This window comes from Synechococcus sp. PCC 7502 (assembly GCF_000317085.1).
GTDB lineage: Bacteria > Cyanobacteriota > Cyanobacteriia > Pseudanabaenales > Pseudanabaenaceae > PCC-7502.
In genome coordinates this window covers 2,009,947-2,027,659 of sequence record NC_019702.1, presented here as the reverse complement: position 1 = coordinate 2,027,659, position 17,713 = coordinate 2,009,947, and the positions used below count along the sequence as shown (strand labels likewise).

Sequence of the window (17,713 nt, the reverse complement as noted above, 5' to 3'; positions counted from 1 at the left end):
ACTACACTTTGGCTGGGATACCTAAAATATCCTCTATTCTTGGCATTTGATCTAAGGGGATAATTCTACCATCTTCGATAAAACCAGAAATTTGGTCAAAGTTGAGATAGCGATATAGATCATTGGCAAAGGGATTAATTTTCCTGTTAGCGATCTCTAAGTACTCTGCCACCGTGGGAATTCGTCCTAAGAGGGAACATACTGCCGCTAATTCTGCCGAACCTAGATATACCCTAGCCCCTTTACCCATGCGGTTATTAAAGTTACGAGTGGAAGTAGAGAAAACAGTGGTATTATCGCCAACCCTTGCTTGATTACCCATACACAGGGAGCAGCCAGGCATTTCGGTTCTGGCACCTGCTAGTCCAAAGGTACTGTAAACGCCTTCTTGCTTCAGTTGATATTCATCCATTCTGGTGGGTGGACATATCCACAGTCTGACACTGGCAGGAGGTTCGTTCTCCAACACCTTAGCCGCCGCCCGATAATGTCCAATATTAGTCATGCAGGAGCCAATGAAGACTTCTTGGACTGGATCGCCAGCCACTTCTGAAAGCAGCTTCACGTTATCTGGATCATTGGGTGCTGCTACGATTGGTTCCTTGATTTCATCCAGATTAATTTCAATTACTGCCGCATACTCCGCATCAGTATCAGCTTCTAACAACACAGGATTATCTAACCATGCCTGCATTTTAGCTATGCGCCGAGTTAAGGTCTTAGCATCTTGATAACCCCTAGCAATCATATTTTGCATCAAGGCAATATTAGAACGGAGATATTCAGCGATCGGCTCTGGATCTAATTTAACTGTGCAACCAGAGGCAGAACGCTCGGCAGAAGCATCGGAAAGCTCAAAAGCCTGTTCCACCTTGAGATGAGGAAGTCCTTCTATCTCTAAGATTTTACCCGAGAAAATATTTTTCTTATTCTCTTTAGCAACGGTGAGTAATCCCTTTTGAATCGCCACATAGGGGATCGCATTTACCAAATCTCGTAAGGTCACCCCCGGTTGCATTTCTCCCGTAAATTTGACCAATACAGACTCAGGCATATCTAAAGGCATAACCCCCAAGGCAGCCGCAAAGGCAACTAACCCCGAACCCGCAGGGAAAGAGATGCCAATGGGAAATCTAGTATGGGAATCTCCACCTGTACCGACCGTATCGGGTAAAAGCATGCGGTTGAGCCAAGAGTGAATAATGCCATCACCCGGACGCAGAGCCACACCCCCCCGTTCTGAGAAAAAGGAAGGAAGTTCTCTATGGGTTTTAATATCCACAGGTTTGGGATAGGCAGCCGTATGACAGAAGCTTTGTAATACTAAATCTGCACTGAAACCTAAACAGGCAAGCTCTTGCAGTTCATCACGGGTCATGGGTCCAGTGGTATCTTGGGAGCCGACAGTTGTGGTAATTGGTTCACAGGCTGTTCCCGGTCTGATGCCTTTCACTCCGCAGGCTTTACCTACCATCTTTTGTGCTAGGGTAAATCCTTTACCAGAATCTTCGGGATGTAACGGACGGATAAATACATCACTGGGTTCTAGTCCAAGGGCATGACGGGTGCGATCGCTCAAACTTCTACCAATAATTAAGGGAATTCTGCCACCAGCTTTAACTTCATCGGCAATGGTGATGGGTGCAAGGGTAAAGGTGCTAAGAGTTTCGCCCGTATGATGATCTGTGACTTTACCTTCGTAGGGATAGATATCAATGATCATCCCTGTTTCCAGCTTAGTAACATCACATTGAATAGGCAATGCTCCTGCATCTTCGGCGGTATTAAAGAAAATTGGGGCGATCGCTCCACCGAGAATTACCCCACCTGCTCTTTTATTGGGAGTGAAGGGAATATCATGTCCAATATGCCAAAGCACTGAATTAATTGCCGATTTGCGCGAAGAGCCAGTCCCAACTACATCCCCCACATAGGCAAGGGGAAATCCTAATTTCTTTAGTTCCGCTATAGTGTTTAAGCCTTCAGGCATCTTTGTTTCCAGCATACTTAAAGCATGGAGAGGAATATCAGGACGAGAGAAGGCTTGGGACGCAGGAGATAAATCGTCGGTGTTAGTTTCTCCTGGCACTTTGAACACGGTGACGGTGATTTTCTCAGCTAGGGATGGTCGATCTGTAAACCATTCGGCGGCTGCCCAGCTATCAATTACTTGTTTGGCAAAGGGATTAGTTTGGGATAGTTCTAAAACTTGGTTAAATGCATCAAATACTAATAGAGTTTTGCTAAGTGCTTTTGCTGCCAATGCCCCTAGGGTTTCATGACTAAGTAAATCTATTAAGGAATGCACATTATAGCCACCAACCATTGTTCCTAGAAGTTCTACCGCATAGGGGGGTGAAACTAGGGGAGAATGTAGTTCACTTTTAGCGATCGCTGTTAAGAATCCTGCTTTGATATATGCACTTGGATCAACCCCCGGAGATATGCGATCGCTTAGCAATGTTAATAAAAATTCTGCCTCTACAGGTTCTTCACTGGCACTGGGATTTTGTAAAAGTTCACAAAGCTCAGAGGTTTGCTGGGGAGTAAGTGGTAAAGGGGGAATATTTCCTAACTGTAGGCGATCACTAACATGATTACGGTAGGCTGATAACATAGGTGCGAATTTAGTCTAATTTGAGAGTCTAATAACTTCATCTTAGTACCGTTTTGATCAAGTTTTTGTTAGCTATTAGCAATCTATGCTTAAGTATGATCAAAAAATCTGATCAAATTAATCGCTTTTTAATTAAGAATTTGCGATTGCAATATATTTCTACTTATCAAAATTAGTTACTATCTCTGCTGTGAAACATTAGAGCAAGTTGAAACTTTAGTAGCCTAATAGCTTAATCACCAATTTTAATAAAAAGGCATATTATGGTGCTATGGATTCCAGTCAAACATCAGAGCAGTCACTTAGCGAATATTTTGAATATCATTTAACTCACCGAGTTGATCCGTTGATGCGTGAGCAATTTTTAGACTCTCAGGCACAACTCCAAAAGATGGCTATGGGCTATCAGGGTTATATTAGCGAAGATACACCTATTCTTGTCCATGAAGGTGGAGATATTCTCATTTTTAAAACGTCACTACGGTTCAATAACGCTGAAAACTGCCTGAAGTGGTTGGAAAGCAAAGAGAGACGTGATTTACTTCAATTAGAGGAAGGCAAAGGCTATCAATTTGAGGGTAATACTAATGCCGAAGGCTATGCCCGTTGGCTTAGTCGGGATCTCACTAAACCTTCGCCAGTGTGGAAAATTAACTTACTAGTTTTAGTGGTTTTATATCCAACGGTAATGATTTTTACCCTGCTCCTGAAACGTCCGACCTATATTGACTTTCCGACATGGATGTTATTTGGGAATTTTTGTAGTGTTGCTATTACTGGTTGGTTCGCTGTGCCATGGGTTAGCCGAATTTATCAGCGATGGCTTGAAGGTAAAGGCACAAAAAAAGGGCAGATGATTGCCCTGATGACTATTGTTGCCATACTTTTCGGAACTGTTGAACTTTTTAGAAGGTTTCCTGTTGATATTTGGTTTTAAATAAAAAACTGGCGTTGCAGATAGAAGTATGAATCAGATAGAAGAAAGGACAGAGGGGTCATGAAGATAGTGAACCAGCAATCGTATAGAGTATCGCAACATATCCAAAGATTTGGAATAGCAGAAAGTTTTACTGTGTAATCGCGCAAGATAGTGACGTAACCGAGAGTTTTCACCCTCAACTCTGGTCATGTAAGTCTTGCTAATAATCAGATCACCATCAGGGATAAAACTTGGATATACAGTCCAACCGTCAGTAATACCAAACTTTAAATACGAGCTACAGATAAAGCCTCTAAAATATAATCCCACCCAACAATCGAAGCAATTACCTCCTGAGTCATAACTTCTAACCTTTCCCGCATTAATGCACGCAACTGGTCAAGATCTTTTGGCAGTTTCCACCTCAACCCTAATTTGAAATGCTGCCACACTCTTTCAATGGGATTAGTCTCAGGTGCATGGGCAGGCTGAAATAGCAAAATAATATTTTTAGGAATCTTTAACCGTTTTGCTCTGTGTGCTCCTGCTTGATCCACTTGCATAACGATGATGTCACCTTGAAAATATGCGCTTACTAAGTTCAGAAATACTTGGAAGCATTCACTATTAAGGTGAGTAAATTCATAGAAAAAGCTTTCCCCTGTTGATGGTTCTACAATTCGATAGAGGTAAGTTGCCTTAAACTGCCACTGAACTTTACCTTTGGGTTTGACTCCTCTTGCTGTGATCTTCCTTCCACTAATTGTCTTTAACCCAATTCGTGTTTCATCTTGACAAAAGAATCTCACTTTGCCATTTAGTCCGATTATATTAATGCCGAACCAAGCAATCATGCTTATAATACTGGCAAGGTTTTTTTATAGAGCCTGTTTCATATCTATTATGAGCAAGATGTATGATACTTAGAAAATGCTAAATCCATACTCAAGTAGCCTAACAGATAAAGAATGGGAAATTATAGAACCATTGCTCCCAAAGAAAAAGCAAACTAGACCGCCAACTTGGACAAAAAGACAAATTTTAGACGGCATACTCTACCAACTCAAAAACGGTTGTAATTGGCGAGATATGCCCCGAGACTTACCACCATTCTCTACAGTCTATCGATACTACAAGGAGTGGAAAGATACAGGTACATTTACTGCGATTATGGAAACCTTGCATTCAACAGCCCGTGAACAGTCAAAAAAAATCAAAATGGACAACTTTAATCATCATTGACTCACAAGCAGTGAAAAATACTTGTAATGCAAGTATAGAATCCAAGGGCTTCTGCTCCTACAAAGCAACTAACGGGATCAAAAGACATTTAGCCGTTGACACTCTGGGATTTCCTTTCTTTACCTATTTAACAAGAGCAAATGTATCAGATGACCAAGGACTGATTGAGATGTTAACGATTAACATTGATTACTTCAAATCGAAACCAGATGACATTACGCTAACTACGATATTGCTGGATAGTGGTTATCATATCGAGAAACTGATCCAAGAACTAGAGAAGATATATCCTGAGATTATGACTAAGATTAGGTTTGAAATTTCTCCTAAGGTATCAAAGCAACAGAAGGCAGAAAAAGGTCTGTCTGGGTTTGTAGTTGTGCCGACAAGGTGGGTAATTGAAAGGTCAAATGCTTGGGTTGAAAGATGCAAAATCTTAGTTAAGAACTTTGAGAGAACTCTCGTTAATGCTACAGCTAAACTCAATCTTTGCTTTATTCGTTTGATGCTAAAAAGAATTGCTACTCATGAGATATGAAACAGGCTCTATATGCTTCTACTTGCTCTTCTGACTTTCCTGCGCTGACTGGACGTGTCACTTTCGGTCTGGCTTTCAGCCGATATCGGACTAGATGATGCACAGTTTTATAGTTTGATTTGATTCCTAATTGGTTCTCTAACCATTGGCAGATCTGCCCATAACTTTCAAAGCCTTCTGCTTCTTCCAGCTTTTTTATCAATGCTTTCTGCGCCCATTGTGGAATACTCTGTTTTCGCCCTGTTCTAGGTTTATGTCCTAATAGTCCTACTATTCCCCCTTTGCGATAATTCCCTAACCAATCTTGCAATGTAACTCGATGCCGTCCCAGTATTGTCGATGCTGTCTGGATTGTGCTTGCTTGTTTTGTTTTTAACAGATACAGCATCTGAATTCTTTCTTTATCTGATGCGGTCTTTTGCACTCTCAGCATATGTTTTAGCTCTTCTTCACTTTCGCTGATCTCTAATTTGTATACTCCTGCCATTTTTTTCTTTGAACTCGGTTTATATATTTATACCATCTGTAGCCTATACTCTTCGATTTGGTATAAGTCTGGTGCTTTTAAGGTTACAGATTCCCATCTTCGCAATCCTCAAGCTCTTACCTGCTTATTTATGCTCCTTGATACTGCTTCTTTGATTGCTTTGATTCTCGGTATCATGCTCGTACGTTTGGGGCATAGGGCTTGGCTTGATTGGCACCATGATAGGGGTTTGAGTTTTCTGCAAATTGGTCTCCGTGAACTTCAGCGTTTACTTTATCAAGGTCTTCTTTTCCCGCAATTGCAGATTTTGCCTAAATTCAATCCTCTTCCTGCCTGTGCTTCTCAATCTAAACGAGAGCTGTTGGATTACCGTATTGAATTCTCTCGTGTTACTACTGTCTCATCCTGAGACTTAAAAAGTTTTCCGCACCATTAAGGTTTCAGCCTTAAATCCTACAGGCACTCCATCATTTATAAATGTAAAAGATTTTATGTTGCACGCCAATAGCGTTACCGGTATCTATGTCACCTTTTCACAAGGCAATCGGCTTGCCTACACAAATGGTACCAACACTTATAGTAATGCAGACCTTCAACTTGACCTTGGAGTTGGCAAAGCCTATCCTTTTTCAGACACATTCACCCCCCGCACTTGGAATGGTACGATTATTTACGATGTTGCTACTGCTGTTCCCTTTGAGTTCTCTCCTGCTCTGGGGCTTGGGGTTTTAGGTGGTTTGTTTGCAGCTAAAAAGCTGACTAAGAAGTTATTAAAAAAGTAGATTAACCAAGATATATTTTATTCCTCTTAAATTCCTCTTCAGACTCAGGTTTAGGCTTGGGTCATTTTTATGGGTAATAATAATTCAATACCTTGAAAAATTTCAAATAAATGGCTAAAACTGCTTTTGTTACCGGGGGAACTGGTTTTGTCGGTGCCAATTTAATCCGCAGCTTACTTGAGCAAAATTACCAAGTTAAAGCCTTAGTGCGATCGCAAAGTCCCAAATCTAACCTAGACAACCTTGATATTCAAATTATTTCAAGCGACCTCAATGATCCTCAACTATGGACACACCTGCAAAATTGTGACGTACTATTTCATGTTGCTGCTCACTATTCCCTATGGCAAAAAGATAAAGACTTGCTATATCAAAATAATGTCCTAGGTACTCGCAATATTTTAGAGGCAGCCCGTAAAGCTGAAGTTCCCCGTACCATTTATACCAGTTCTGTGGCAGCGATCGGGGTCAAAGCTAATGGTGAACCTGCCGATGAAACCTATCAAAGTCCTATGGAAAAATTAGTGGGTAATTATAAAAAATCTAAATACTTGGCAGAACAAGAAGCGCATAAGGCAGTGCAAGCAGGGCAGGATATTGTGATTGTTAATCCAAGTACCCCCATTGGTGGATATGATATTAAACCCACACCCACAGGCGATATTATTTTGCGGTTTCTGCGGCGACAAATGCCTGCTTATTTAGATACTGGGCTAAATTTTATTAATGTTAAAGATGTGGCGATCGGACATATTTTGGCGTATGAAAAGGGAATTACAGGCGATCGCTATATTCTCGGACATCAAAACCTCACCCTAAAATTTATTCTTGATCAACTCGCCCAAATTACTGGATTACCCGCACCCCAAGTTCAAGTTCCCTACTGGCTACCGTTCTCCGTGGCATGGATCGATGAAAAAGTTTTGTCTCTATTGGGCAAATCTCCCAGCATTCCCATAGATGGGGTTAGAATGTCTCGACAAGTCATGTACTATAATCCTGCTAAAGCAATTAAAGAGTTAGGTCTGCCCCAAACGGCGATCGCTACCGCTTTAACAGATGCTGTAAACTGGTTTAAATCTAATGGCTATGTTTAATTAGTTATGATTAGGCAGATAATTCAGCTAAAATTTGGCATTAAATTCATCTGAACAAATACAATTCATCTAAACAATTAGTTAATCAAGTGTGAGAAGTTATGGGAATTGAACTTAAACAAGCTTTTGAAATCGGAAAATACCTAGTCACCCAAAAAGTTAAAGGTAATAAAAGATTTCCCCTAGTTTTAATGCTAGAGCCTCTATTCCGATGCAATCTAGCCTGTAGTGGCTGTGGCAAAATTCAACATCCTACTGAAATTCTAAAGCAAAATCTCACACCCGAGCAATGCTTCAAAGCCGTAGAAGAATGCGGAGCACCTGTAGTTTCTATTCCCGGTGGCGAGCCGCTACTGCATCCTCAAATTGACGAAATTGTTAAGGGCTTAATTAAACGGCGTAAGTTTATTTATCTTTGCACCAATGGCATTTTGTTGGAAAAAAGCCTTGATAAGTTCACCCCATCTCCTTACCTCACTTTTATGATCCATTTGGATGGTATGCGTGAATGGCATGATCAGTGCGTTGATCGCAAAGGAGTATTTGATACCGCTGTTAAAGCGATCAAAGCTGCGAAAGCTAGAGGATTTAGGGTAAATACCAACAGTACGATTTTCCAAGGTGCCAATCCACAGGAAATGCAAGAATTTTTTGATTTTCTGACTGAACTAGGCGTAGATGGGATGCAAATTTCTCCCGGCTACAGCTATGAATGGGCACCCGATCAAGATCACTTCCTGCAAAGGGAACAAACCCGTGCCTTGTTCCGTGAAATATTAGCTCCATTTAAAGCAGGCAAGAAAAAATGGAACTTCTATCATAATCCACTCTTCCTAGATTTTCTAACGGGCGAAAAAGACTACGAATGTACCCCTTGGGGCAGTCCCAGCTATAGTGTTCTGGGCTGGCAAAAACCCTGCTATCTCTTAAATGAAGGCTACTACAACACTTTTAAAGAACTCTTGGAAGATACTGACTGGAGTAAGTACGGGCGTGCCAGTGGTAATAAAAAATGTGCAGACTGTATGGTACATTGTGGTTATGAACCTACAGCAGCAATGGATGCCCTAGAACCAGCCAATATGGGTCGAGCCTTAACAAGTTTGTTTTAATTTAGTTACAAGTTACAGCCTATTTCACGACTAAGTGATATGTTGGGGTGTGGGGTTCCACCCCTGTACTAGTACTACACAAATCCATAAAAAACTGTAATAAAAAAGGTAAGTATTTCAGAGTTACAGCCTTTCGATACTTACCTTTATTGGTTACTTAGGATTACTCAAACTTACCGTTGCATATTTAGAAGTTCTTGGGGAGATGCCAATAAATCAACCGCAAGATACTTAATCTCACCTTGAGGATTAAGGGCAAATCGCCAAGCAATGTTCATGCCAACATTGACACCAAACCAAGGAGTTTGAACTTTTCCCGTAACTTTTACTTGCTTTGAACCATCGGGCAGAGTTTCGGAAATCCCTTGCTGGGGCATCATCTTTAAGCCTTGACACTCTTCGTTCATATAAGCAATGATTGCTTCACGTCCAATAATTGGTTTTTGAAAAGGTGGCTGCAGAGCAGGTGAATCTGCTACAAATAATGAAACAGCAGCCCTAAAGTCAAATGCGTTCATATTTTCGATGTAGCTTAAAACGGCATATTCTGAAATACCAGAAATCTCGGACTTACTCCTTAGAGAAAATGCTACGGGTTTGGCAGCAGGTTCTTCAGGTCGTTTATAGTCATTTAGGGCTGGATCATAACCCATGTTAACTACAGTATTACGCAGCACAGTAATCTGTTGACCAGCATCTAGGTTTTTAATAGTTTCAAGAACAGCATTTGCCTCTGGGGTAATTTCATAGCCCGCAGGAATTCTAGCAACTAGCCCCTGCTGCATCATTTCCCCCAACTCATACCAAAAACCTAATTTTGTATTCACACTAAACGAACCATAGGAGCGACTAATTGGGGTATCGGCACCCGATGCCAAATCGGTCATTACTTGAGTTTGAGCCGCAGGAGACATTTGTTTAATTTGCTCTAAAATACCCTGTGCTAGAACTATGCGAGCTGAACCGAGAGCTGCTGGAGTAATAGAGCGACCCATTTCTGTGTAGGCATACCATAGTAAAGCCAGTCGATCTTCAACATTAAGCTTGTCAAATGCGGCGATCGTTGTTGGGACAGCACTAGCAACTTGGGTACTAGGAAATAAATTTGGAACTGATTCTAAACTTGCAACCATATTAGTTTTGAAATTATTAATTTACATTTACATATTATTACAATTCTTTACATTATGTGCAATATTTATTTACAAAATAAGTTTGGGGCTGAATAAATAGTCTTCCCAGTTTTAGAGGTGAACCCCTTACTACACAAGCTTACAAAAGACTGTATGAACTTATCTTATGGACTGCTTTATATTCCGTAAATTAGAAGCCTCTGCCTGTTGATAATATTGAAATACTTGTAATAGCTCATTCATGGAAACCACAGACTGTCCATAGGCACCTTCCATATCACCATCCCAACGGGGAAAGCTTGCCCAAACGGGTGCTAATTTACCGATCGCCCTAGCAATATTTCCCGACTCAATGTCCTGCAATGCTCCTGCCCGATAGATTAGTTCGATTGCTCCACGATCTTGGGAAGTTGGACTAAAATCTGGTGCGCCAATGGAGGAAGCTACGTCATCCCATGTGGTATCAAGAAATTGGTATGCCCCTGCTGCCGTTGAACAGACGGATTTACCTCTAATATTGCCACACCTTGCTATTCGGGGATGATCCGTAAAGCTATAGAACCTTGCACCAGTGTATTGAATTTGATAACCATCCTGTGCATCTGTACCTTCGGCATAGCGGATCACTTTCAGAAAAGCATTAATGTTAATAGAAGTAGGAAAATTAGATGTGGGGAAGTTAGAGATGGCTGCTACTTTCTGGACTGGTTTAGGTTTAATAACTACTTGGGGATTTTTAGTACAGAGATGTCCCAAATCTAAGCGTTTACCCGATGAAGTAACCATAAAACAGGTGTCCGCAAGATTACCAATATTTTGAGCGATCGCAGCTTGATTAATTAAAAGGCTAGAAAGAACAGTAGTTAACCCAATACTACCTGCATAGAATAGTTGCGGAGAAAATTTTTGCATACCCACATTCCAAACACCTTACCCATAATACAAAAACCATGAAGGTTTGTGAATCTTTTATGAATTTTGGGAACTATTTCTAAAAACAGACAATAGATTTTATTGGAAATAGCGACGAGTCACGAGAAAACATACTGGCTCATACAATTTTTATCCTCGAGATTCAATCACACCTTCGGTTTCATTGACTAAAGCTCTCAGCTTTTCTAAGGTTGCACGGGAAGCATCCTGCCAAAGGTGTCGTTGATTTGCTTCAAGGAGTCTTTCTGCCATGTCTCGTAATGCCCAAGGATTGGATTTTTGTAGAAATGCTTGAACTTCAGCACTAAAAAGATAAGTTTCAGCAATGCCTTGATACATAAAATCTTCCACACAATTGGTAGTAGCATCATAAGCAAAGAGGAAATCCACTGTGGCTGCCATTTCAAAGGCTCCCTTATAGCCATGACGCATGACTCCAGTAATCCATTTAGGGTTAACGACCCGACTGCGATAGACACGGGCAATTTCACTGCTAAGGTTTCGCACTTTAGGCTGTTCCATTCGAGAATTATCACCAAAATAGATAGACGGATTAGTACCTTTTAAAGTTTTAACGGCTGTGGTCATCCCACCTTGAAATTGATAGTAGTCATCGGAATCTAGGAGATCGTGTTCTCGATTATCTTGATTTTGGAGGACAATTTGGATGTTTTCTAGTCTTTGGTTAAATGCTTCAGGGGCAGATTTTCCTGCGGATTTGCACGTATAAGCGTAAGCACTCCAGTTAATATAGGCACGGGCTAAATCAGCATCAGTTTCCCAATTTTGTGACTCAATTAGTCCTTGTAATCCTGCTCCGTAGGCACTAGGTTTGGACCCAAAAATTCGATAGAGCGATCGCTCCTGAGCTTCTTCAATGGTTAACCCAGACTTTTGCCATTGTGTCGTTTCCACTTGAAATTTTGCAGCGATGGGATTGTCGTAAGCAGATTCATCAAGATTAGCGATCGCCTGCACAGCCCGATCAAATAAATCAATTAAATTAGGAAAAGCATCCCGAAAAAAGCCAGAAATTCGCAAAGTTACATCTACTCTAGGGCGATCGAGAATGGATAAAGGTAAAATCTCAAAATCTATCACCCGCCGTGATACTCCATCCCACACAGGTTGAACTCCCAATAGTGCTAAAGCCTCTGCTAGGTCATCTCCACCAGTCCGCATTGTCGAAGTTCCCCAAATCGATAAGCCAATGGATTGCGGATATTCGCCATGTTCTTGGGTATAAGCCTCAATTACTTGATCCGCAGCTTTGCGTCCAATATCCCATGCGGTTTCGGTGGGAATGGCACGAATATCAACGGAATAGAAGTTGCGTCCTGTGGGTAATACCTCTGGTCTACCTCTGGTGGGTGCGCCCGATGCTCCACTGGCAATATATTCTCCGTTTAATGCCCTTAATAAATTTGCGATTTCTTGGCTAGTATTTTGTAATGCTGGCAGCAGGCGATCGCTAATCCAGGTTAATTCCTTAGTAATTTCAGAACTATTATCACATATAGAACCTGTGGTAAGGATATTATCAACTAGCTGAGCCGCATAGGTTTCGATCGCTTCTACCGCATTTCCCACAATTCGACAGTTTTGTAATTTGGGATGAGAAGAATTAGAAGTTAATTTATCTAAATTCGCAGCTAAATCAGCAGTTAAAGGATCAAAATCCAATTGCCAATCGAGAGCGATCGCCCTAGTTAAACCCATGCGATTAGGCGTAGGATTTCGAGCTATAGCGATAATTAAATCTCGTATCTGCAAACCTTGGGGACATTGCCCAAAAACATGTAAACCATCTCGAATCTGTGCCTCTTTTAATTCACAGAGATAGCCATCGGTAGTTGTGAGAATACTATTAAGGGAATCCTCAAGGCGATCACTAGAAATTCCCAACTCATAATGCAGATTTTCCTGTTTGATCATGGCAATCAATCGTTCCTTAATCATGCCTAGCCTTGAGGGATCAAGGGTTTCTGCTTCGTAATATTCATCAATTAAACATTCTAATTTCTGCAAACCTCCATACAATTCTGCCCGAGTCATGGGTGGAGTTAAATGATCGATAATTACTGCCTGCGATCGCCGCTTAGCCTGAGAACCTTCCCCCGGATCATTAACAATAAACGGATAAAAATGAGGCATTGCGCCGAATACTGCTTCGGGATAGCAATTTTCTGACAGGGCAATACTTTTACCCGGTAGCCACTCTAGGTTTCCATGTTTGCCAATGTGAGCGATCGCTTGAAATCTTGATCTAATCCAATAATAAAAAGCTACATAATTATGGGTTGGTTCCAAATCGGGCGCATGATAGTTCAAGGTTGGATCAAGGTCATATCCCCGTGACGGTTGAATGCCCACAAAAATATTGCCGAATTGGATGCCAGAAATTACGAAATCCTTGGGAAAGTCGGAACCCCACCGAGTCAAAATTCCCGATCTCACTGGCTCAGGTAAGGTATTAAAATAGATTCGATAATCTTCAGAAGATAAAGATTGATAGATGGGACGAAGGCTAGATGCCTCTTGATCATTGGTTTTGCCTGATGTTAATAATTTAATCAGTTCTTCACCACTTTGAGGAATTTCTCCCGTGCTGTAACCATGAACTTTTAATGTTTTCAGAATTTCTACACAGCTAGCTGGCGTATCTAAGCCCACACCATTAGCAAGTCTGCCATCTCGATTGGGATAATTGGCAAGGATCAAAGCAATCTTCTTACTTGAAATCGGAGTAGATTTTAGCTCTATCCATTTTTGCGATAACTCAGTAACAAAGTTAATCCGTGATGGCTCAGGTTCATAAACCACAACTTCGGTTTGTAATATCGAATTTTGATTCTGTCCTATCTTAAAAGATACTGCTCTGGTAATAATTCTGCCATCCACCTCAGGCAGAGCCACATTCATTGCCATATCCCTTGGGGTTAATCCCTGAGTTCCCGTTGCCCATGTTTCCCGTCCACTGCCACTAAAAATCACCTGAAATACTGGCACATTCAAACTTTGCCATAGATCAACTTTGGGACTATCGGTTTCTAAGCTAGCAAGGGAAAAGCTGGTGGTATTTAAGATTAAATCAATGCCCTCAAAATATTGCAGTAAGTCGGCTTGAACATCAGGTTCCTTGAGAGAAGAGACATAAATCGGAAAAGGATTCAAGTTCTTCTTAACTAATGCCTCACACAAACAGGCGATCGCTTTGGTATTTCCAGCCAAATAATGAGAACGATAGAATAAAATTCCCACATCTCTCCCCTTATTCGCCCTAACATAATCACCAAATATTCCCACCCTAGCCACTGGTTGAGGAAAATCATAGGCAAAGGATAAGTTCAGAAATTCCGTAGCGAGATATTTTAATAAATTCCAATAGTTAATAACGCCCGCTTCTATGAAATATTGCCAAACTAAATTTAGCGATCGCATGTTCACCGTAGAATGGCTGGTCAAGACTGGATCGGGACGCTCATCCCCCGGTAAGATAAATAAACTCGCACCTGTCTGCTCAACCACAGCTTTTACAACTTCTAAACCATAGCTCCAGTAGGATTGTCCCCCAATTAACCGTAAAATAATAATCTCTGCCTTGGCTAAAACCTCATCAGCATAAGTATCTATGACAATTTGCTGTTGCAGTTGTAGTAAATTTACAACTCTGATCTCTGGAAAACCCTCTGGAAAATTATCAATAACCGCCGCTAGGGTCTGAATATCCGTATCTGCCGCAGTGATAATCACAATGGGAGCAGGTTGTTGCTCTACAAAGATGACATTATCGGGCTGAGTATTATTGTTCTGCCCGTTTTGGGGAATAGTAGCGAGACGGTGCATTATTTAATTCATGATATTCGTTATAATCGCACAGAATCAAAACTAGGGGCATATAAATAATTAGCGATCGCCTATCTTTTCTACTGTTAAAACTAGGGTTGTATCTGCTAAATCCATAGGACAGTGAAGAATGGATTGACAAAATTAGTCGGATTCCATTTTAAGATTAAGAAAAAAATTAAGAAAGAAATAAGCAAAATGGGTGAACCAAGTTCAGATAATTACTACTTAACTGATCATGTAGAGCTTTTGAGGCTTAGTTTTAAGCGACTTATAGGGAAAGAATTTTTTTCTGCTGCAATTTCTGATCAAGATTTAGCAAAAAGTATTTTCTATGCCCCATTTATGCTGCTTTCCCACAATACTGCTCCTGATCCAATCTTTAATTACGGGAATCAAACTGCTTTACACCTATTTGAAATGACTTGGCAAGAGCTTACAAAGTTACCATCTCGTCAATCTGCGGAACCGATATTACAAGAAGAGCGATCGCTTTTATTAAAAACAGTATCTGAGCAAGGTTACATCAATAACTATAGTGGAGTCAGAATTTCTAAAAGTGGTAAAAGATTTCTCCTGCAAAATGCGATCGTTTGGAATCTGATTGATGCTCAAGGTGTGTATTATGGACAAGCCGCAATTTGTGATCAATGGGATTTTCTCTAGTTTTAAGCTAATTCTAAAAAAGCCTTTGTTCTTTCCCAAATTAAATCAACCACATTCCCAAGGCTATGATCGCTTTCGACAATTTCAAGGGTAGCGTAGGGATGATTAGCCGCAAATTCTTGGCTTAGTTCTGGTAAGACAACTGTGTCCTTATCGCCATGAATTATATAAATTGGTAATTCTCGATCTAAGGATTTTGGTAGGTAGGTTTGAGCATCGGTTAAAAATTCGTACTTCAGGGCTAAAGGTTGATTCAAGCCATAGTGATAAATTTCTCTGGTACCTATGGTTTGCCATTGTGTGATCGCATCTGCTCCTAAGTCCCGTTCTAAACACTGACTAAACTTAAAAGCGGGTGCCAGTAATATTAATTTTTCAACTTTGGGATTAGCGATCGCCATTTGTAATGCTAAATATCCACCCAAACTGGAACCAATTACTACTAGAGGAGCTTTTCCGTATTCAGTTTGTAAAAAGTCTAATTGCTTGGTTAAAGTAGCCTCAGTAAAATTACCTAGATTTAAGTCTGGCACATTTAGAGCTAGTCCGATTTGGGCAAATTTTTCTTGGAGAAATATTGCTTTCCCCGATTTAGGACTAGAAGCAAAACCATGCAAGTACAGATAATTCATAAAAATTTTATAGATTGATCTCAATTTACACTTACATGGGGGATTATTGCAGTTTTCAAGAACAAAGGGGGCAAAAATAGATGGTTATCTGTTAAAAAAATTTGAACCAAATAATCAAGCACCTAGTCTTAGTAATTAAGTTCGATGTAAAAAACTCGCTCTAAATTTATGAATCAATGGTTAGTGTGGTTTCATCTAAAATAGCCCTAGAAAATCAACCTGAGTCAGATAATTACCTTGTAAGACTCTGCTTACAGGGACATACCCACATCTTTAGTCAGCTATATCAAAGGCATCAACAAAAAGTTAGGTCAACCTTATATCAGTTGTGTGGCAATGATGGACTAGATGATTTGGTTCAAGAAGTCTTTATTCGAGCTTGGAAAGGGTTAGCCAAGTTTAGACAAACTGCCCAGTTTTCCACATGGTTATATCGGATTACTTGGAATGTAGCTTGCGATCGCCGCCGCAGTTATGCCGTAAGCCGCTCTCGTAATGTTGAGGTAGAAGACCTTAACCAACTGGCAGATATACATTTATCGCTTGTTGATAAAACCTCGGAACTGAGCAATATGCATTATCGAGACTTAGTCCAGAAAGGTTTAGCGAGTTTGAGCTTAGAACATCGTACCGTTGTGGTAATGCATGATTTAGAAGAGCTTTCCCAAAAGGAAATCGCCGAAATTATAAATATTCCCATAGGCACAGTAAAGTCTCGCCTGTTTCATGCCCGTGGTGCGTTACGCAAATTTTTAGAATCCCAAGGAGTTGAAGTATGAATAATCCCAATTTTAATGAAGACTTTAATCAAGATCAAGATCGTGATCTAGTTAGGTTTATTAAGCAAAATCAGCCGATCGCTCCTCCCGCTTCTAGCAATTTACAGTTAAGCATCATGAAGCAAGTTTCTACAATGGGGATCACTAGACCTGAGATTAATCATAAAAAGCTAGGAATATTGGGTGCAACAATAATCGCCACATTAGGGCTAGTAATATTTAATCAGTCTCGACCTCTGCAAACGGCTTTGAATGAAAATGACAGCCTCAAAACAGAAAAGTCTCTAGTCAGTAACTGGAGCATTGCGGGAGAGGAATTTACCACTAACTACTCTCTCCTCAGCAGTGCCAACTATTCTAACTATTAGTTTTAGCTATTCCTCAAATATTTTCCAAATTTATTAACCTTCTGAATTGTGAACCTAAATTATGAAAACCAAGAAATCTAGTTTTTTATCTCTAATTTGTAGTGGAATGTGCAGTGGAGCGATCGCTATTGCCATGATCCCCACTTTACCCGCTAATTCCCAAATTGCCGATAATCCTTCTCCTCCTCCTGCCAGTGTTCTCAAAGCTCTTAACCTTTCTGATAGCCAAAAACAGCAAATTGAATCGATCTTACAAAAAGGAAAGGAATCTCGAAGAACTGCAATGGAAGAACTAAGAGAAAAGGAACGGGAATTAAGAGGCATGATGGATGGAACTGCTACGAGGGAAGTCCTAACCCAAAAATTTAATCAAATCCAAAACCTGCGTAGGCAAAATGAGCAAAGACGTTTTGAGCAGATGTTAGCAATACGAGAAATATTAACGCCCCAACAGCGATCGCAATTATCCAAAGCTGCCAGCGAAGCCAGAGGTAATTGGCGGGAACGCAGAGAAAGAAGATTTGCCAAACCTGATGATCAACTCTAGTTCTCCATCACATTG

General features: G+C 40.6%; 18 protein-coding genes and 1 pseudogene. 11 read left to right on the top strand and 8 right to left on the bottom strand.

The features are described from left to right. Position 1: 1 nt before the first annotated feature. Entirely contained in the window at positions 2-2,617 is a 2,616-nt protein-coding gene (acnB, locus tag SYN7502_RS09910) for a bifunctional aconitate hydratase 2/2-methylisocitrate dehydratase (RefSeq protein WP_015168695.1), read from the bottom strand. Positions 2,618-2,888: 271 nt separating this feature from the next. On the opposite strand from acnB, the gene SYN7502_RS09905 reads away from it, so the two are divergent. Further along, positions 2,889-3,554, top strand: coding sequence for a putative antibiotic biosynthesis monooxygenase (locus tag SYN7502_RS09905; RefSeq protein ID WP_015168694.1), 666 nt, complete (start codon positions 2,889-2,891; stop codon positions 3,552-3,554). A gap of 33 nt (positions 3,555-3,587) precedes the next feature. Here the strand turns inward: SYN7502_RS09905 and SYN7502_RS18885 are convergent. Both SYN7502_RS18885 and SYN7502_RS09900 read right to left on the bottom strand, forming a co-directional pair. Beyond that, a pseudogene (locus tag SYN7502_RS18885) lies at positions 3,588-3,815 on the bottom strand (IS1 family transposase); the annotation flags it as partial. Positions 3,816-3,823: 8 nt separating this feature from the next. Next, the gene (locus SYN7502_RS09900) at positions 3,824-4,390 is read right to left on the bottom strand and encodes an IS630 family transposase (RefSeq protein WP_015167904.1); all 567 of its coding nucleotides are present in this window, start codon (positions 4,388-4,390) and stop codon (positions 3,824-3,826) included. A 76-nt stretch (positions 4,391-4,466) separates the two neighbouring features. Here SYN7502_RS09900 and SYN7502_RS09895 point away from each other — a divergent pair, with 76 nt between their 5' ends. Then, entirely contained in the window at positions 4,467-4,778 is a 312-nt protein-coding gene (locus tag SYN7502_RS09895) for a transposase (RefSeq protein ID WP_041429164.1), read from the top strand. Next, the gene (locus SYN7502_RS09890) at positions 4,732-5,316 is read left to right on the top strand and encodes a transposase (protein WP_371257757.1); all 585 of its coding nucleotides are present in this window, start codon (positions 4,732-4,734) and stop codon (positions 5,314-5,316) included. The genes SYN7502_RS09895 and SYN7502_RS09890 overlap by 47 nt, the downstream gene beginning before the upstream one ends. Here SYN7502_RS09890 and SYN7502_RS09885 read toward each other — a convergent pair. Continuing rightward, complete coding sequence (locus tag SYN7502_RS09885) at positions 5,300-5,803, bottom strand: helix-turn-helix domain-containing protein (protein WP_015168693.1); 504 nt, start codon at positions 5,801-5,803, stop codon at positions 5,300-5,302. The genes SYN7502_RS09890 and SYN7502_RS09885 overlap by 17 nt on opposite strands. Between SYN7502_RS09885 and SYN7502_RS09880 the strand changes: the two genes are divergently transcribed. The 4 genes from SYN7502_RS09880 (at position 5,787) to hpnH (ending at position 8,794) form a co-directional block, all read left to right on the top strand. Next, positions 5,787-6,212 (top strand): hypothetical protein, encoded by a 426-nt coding sequence (locus SYN7502_RS09880; protein WP_041429353.1) that lies wholly within the window; start codon positions 5,787-5,789, stop codon positions 6,210-6,212. The genes SYN7502_RS09885 and SYN7502_RS09880 overlap by 17 nt on opposite strands. A gap of 82 nt (positions 6,213-6,294) precedes the next feature. Continuing rightward, positions 6,295-6,585 carry a PFE-CTERM domain-containing protein gene (locus SYN7502_RS09875; RefSeq protein WP_015168692.1) on the top strand — a complete coding sequence of 97 codons (291 nt, stop codon included), beginning with the start codon at positions 6,295-6,297 and terminating at the stop codon, positions 6,583-6,585. Between the two features lie 110 nt (positions 6,586-6,695). Next, complete coding sequence (hpnA, locus tag SYN7502_RS09870; RefSeq protein ID WP_015168691.1) at positions 6,696-7,682, top strand: hopanoid-associated sugar epimerase; 987 nt, start codon at positions 6,696-6,698, stop codon at positions 7,680-7,682. A gap of 101 nt (positions 7,683-7,783) precedes the next feature. Further along, complete coding sequence (gene hpnH, locus SYN7502_RS09865; RefSeq protein WP_015168690.1) at positions 7,784-8,794, top strand: adenosyl-hopene transferase HpnH; 1,011 nt, start codon at positions 7,784-7,786, stop codon at positions 8,792-8,794. Positions 8,795-8,967: 173 nt separating this feature from the next. Here the strand turns inward: hpnH and SYN7502_RS09860 are convergent, their stop codons facing one another. The 3 genes from SYN7502_RS09860 to cobN form a co-directional block, all read right to left on the bottom strand. Beyond that, positions 8,968-9,927 (bottom strand): orange carotenoid protein N-terminal domain-containing protein, encoded by a 960-nt coding sequence (locus tag SYN7502_RS09860; RefSeq protein ID WP_015168689.1) that lies wholly within the window; start codon positions 9,925-9,927, stop codon positions 8,968-8,970. A gap of 159 nt (positions 9,928-10,086) precedes the next feature. Then, positions 10,087-10,839 carry a glycoside hydrolase family 24 protein gene (locus SYN7502_RS18320; RefSeq protein WP_015168688.1) on the bottom strand — a complete coding sequence of 251 codons (753 nt, stop codon included), beginning with the start codon at positions 10,837-10,839 and terminating at the stop codon, positions 10,087-10,089. A 150-nt stretch (positions 10,840-10,989) separates the two neighbouring features. Then, positions 10,990-14,706 carry a cobaltochelatase subunit CobN gene (gene cobN / locus SYN7502_RS09850; protein WP_015168687.1) on the bottom strand — a complete coding sequence of 1,239 codons (3,717 nt, stop codon included), beginning with the start codon at positions 14,704-14,706 and terminating at the stop codon, positions 10,990-10,992. 198 nt (positions 14,707-14,904) lie between these two features. On the opposite strand from cobN, the gene SYN7502_RS09845 reads away from it, so the two are divergent. Continuing rightward, positions 14,905-15,372, top strand: coding sequence for an MEKHLA domain-containing protein (locus SYN7502_RS09845; protein ID WP_015168686.1), 468 nt, complete (start codon positions 14,905-14,907; stop codon positions 15,370-15,372). A gap of 2 nt (positions 15,373-15,374) precedes the next feature. Here the strand turns inward: SYN7502_RS09845 and SYN7502_RS09840 are convergent, their stop codons facing one another. Next, entirely contained in the window at positions 15,375-16,004 is a 630-nt protein-coding gene (locus SYN7502_RS09840) for a YqiA/YcfP family alpha/beta fold hydrolase (RefSeq protein ID WP_015168685.1), read from the bottom strand. A gap of 176 nt (positions 16,005-16,180) precedes the next feature. Between SYN7502_RS09840 and SYN7502_RS09835 the strand changes: the two genes are divergently transcribed. The 3 genes from SYN7502_RS09835 to SYN7502_RS09825 all read left to right on the top strand — a co-directional run bounded on the left by SYN7502_RS09835 (position 16,181) and on the right by SYN7502_RS09825 (position 17,698). Then, positions 16,181-16,783, top strand: coding sequence for a sigma-70 family RNA polymerase sigma factor (locus SYN7502_RS09835; protein ID WP_015168684.1), 603 nt, complete (start codon positions 16,181-16,183; stop codon positions 16,781-16,783). Further along, a complete protein-coding gene (locus tag SYN7502_RS09830) occupies positions 16,780-17,151 on the top strand; it encodes a hypothetical protein (RefSeq protein WP_015168683.1) in 372 nt (123 codons plus the stop codon). Before SYN7502_RS09835 ends, SYN7502_RS09830 begins: the two co-directional genes overlap by 4 nt. 61 nt (positions 17,152-17,212) lie before the next feature. Then, positions 17,213-17,698: a Spy/CpxP family protein refolding chaperone gene (locus SYN7502_RS09825; RefSeq protein ID WP_015168682.1), complete on the top strand. Its 486-nt coding sequence runs from the start codon at positions 17,213-17,215 to the stop codon at positions 17,696-17,698. The last annotated feature ends 15 nt before the right edge of the window (positions 17,699-17,713 follow it).